The sequence below is a fragment of the Pseudomonas sp. P5_A2_2 genome, assembly GCF_054177685.1.
This window is the reverse complement of sequence record NZ_JBGCUL010000893.1, coordinates 1-1,812: the sequence shown is the minus strand read 5'-3', so window position 1 is coordinate 1,812 and position 1,812 is coordinate 1. Positions and strand designations below refer to the sequence as shown.

Genomic DNA, 1,812 nt, shown 5'->3' with positions numbered 1-1,812 from the left:
GGGTTGTCCACAGGATTTGTGAACACATCTGTCCCCTGTGGGAGCGAGCTTGCTCGCGATGCGATCTACCAGTTATAGCCAATCATCAGTTTCTAACCCCAGCTTTTAAACCTTTTGCCTTTTATGTGTTCTAGTTATCACTCGGCGGTTTGCGAAGTGGAAAATGCGCCACTAAACTGCCATCACTGATTCCGAGTATGCACGCATGCGTATAGACGGCGCCTCTTCTCAGTCCTACCCCATCAAGCGCAAACCTCGCCAAGGCCGCGTGGTGGAAGACGACGTCATTGATATCGACGGCGAGCTGGAATTCCCGACTGAAGAGCAACTGGCTGCCCGCGCCGCCAGAGCCTCTGCGCAAAAACTGAGCAATCTTCCCGCCCGTCAGCAAGACATGATTTACCACCGTGCCATGAGCAAAAGCGTGGCGACAGCCCTGGCCAGCTACCTGAGCACCGCCGGTTTTGTCGATTGGGAAGCGGATGTGCTGGGTCTCGACCTGTACATCTGATGTTGCTGCCGTATTACCTCGGTTGTCCGTCCTGGAGCGAGAACGCCTGGCGCGACTACCTGTATCCGCCGGACGCCAAACCCGCCGATTTTCTTGATCTCTATTCCCAGGTTTTCAATGCCGTGGAAGGCAACACGACCTTCTATGCGAGCCCGGCTGCCAGCACCGTGCAGCGTTGGGCCGATACCATGCCCGAACATTTTCGTTTCACCGCCAAGTTTCCCGGCGAGATCAGCCACGGTGGAGACCTGCGCGAGCAGCTGACCGCCGCCGAAACCTTCGTGCAATTGCTCAGCCCTCTCGGCGAGCGGGTCTCGCCACTGTGGTTACAGCTGTCGAAAAGCTTCACGCCCCAACGTTTGCCCGAACTGGCCGGATTTATTGATGCCATGCAGCGGCCGCTGGCCGTGGAAGTGCGGCATGACGAGTTTTTCGCCAAGGGTGACAGCGAGCGAATGCTCAACCGTCTGCTGCTGGATCGTGGAGTCGAACGCATCTGTCTCGATCCCCGTGCGCTGTTCAGTTGCACCTCGACCGAACCTTCGGTGCTCCACGCTCAATCGAAGAAACCCCGTGTGCCACCGCGTCCGGCGGCATTCACGCAATGCCCGCAGGTGCGTTTTATCGGCCATCCGACGCTTGAGGCCAACGACACGTTCCTGGAACCGTGGGTCGAAAAAATCGCGGTGTGGATCGAAGAAGGCCGCACGCCGTATATTTTCCTGCACACCGCCGACAACCTGCTGGCCGCGAAGCTGGCGCAGCGTTTTCATGCCCGGCTGATGCTGCGTTTGCCTGGCTTGCCGGCGCTGCCTGAGCTATACAGAGAACCCGCCATCGAGCAACTTGGCCTGCTCTGAGGCGGATTCTTTCCCCTCTTCAGGAGCCTGCCCAATGGATGCGCAAACCCTTCGAGCCCAAGCGTTCAAAGCCCTTCACGAACGCCCCGGGGCTTTTGTGATTCCCAATCCGTGGGACGCCGGCTCGGCGAAAATGCTTGCCAGCCTCGGCTTCGAGGCGCTGGCGACCACCAGTGCCGGTTATGCCTTTTCCCAGGGCCGTGCCGATGGCGGATTGACCCTCGACGATACCCTGCTGAACGTTCAGGCGATTGTCGCCGCCACCGATTTGCCGGTTGCCGTGGATCTGGAAAACGGCTTTGCCGACAACCCGGCCGACTGCGCGAAAAGCATCTTGCGCGCAGCAGGGGCCGGTGCCGTCGGTGGTTCGATCGAAGATGCCACCGGCCGCGAAGAAGGCCCGATCTACTGTTTCGAGCACGCCGTGGCGCGAATCGAGGC

Annotated in this window: 3 protein-coding genes; all 3 read left to right on the top strand. The window is 59.5% G+C overall.

Going from position 1 to position 1,812, the window contains the following annotated elements; genetic code table 11:
- The first annotated feature begins 205 nt into the window (after nucleotides 1-205).
- Nucleotides 206-511, top strand: coding sequence for a hypothetical protein (locus ACXRVY_RS27010; protein ID WP_223458331.1), 306 nt, complete (start codon nucleotides 206-208; stop codon nucleotides 509-511).
- A complete protein-coding gene (locus ACXRVY_RS27005) occupies nucleotides 511-1,371 on the top strand; it encodes a DUF72 domain-containing protein (protein ID WP_223458333.1) in 861 nt (286 codons plus the stop codon). The genes ACXRVY_RS27010 and ACXRVY_RS27005 overlap by 1 nt, the downstream gene beginning before the upstream one ends.
- Nucleotides 1,372-1,405: 34 nt before the next feature.
- The coding region (locus ACXRVY_RS27000) for an isocitrate lyase/phosphoenolpyruvate mutase family protein (protein ID WP_458238731.1) at nucleotides 1,406-1,812 on the top strand (407 nt) is incomplete at its 3' end.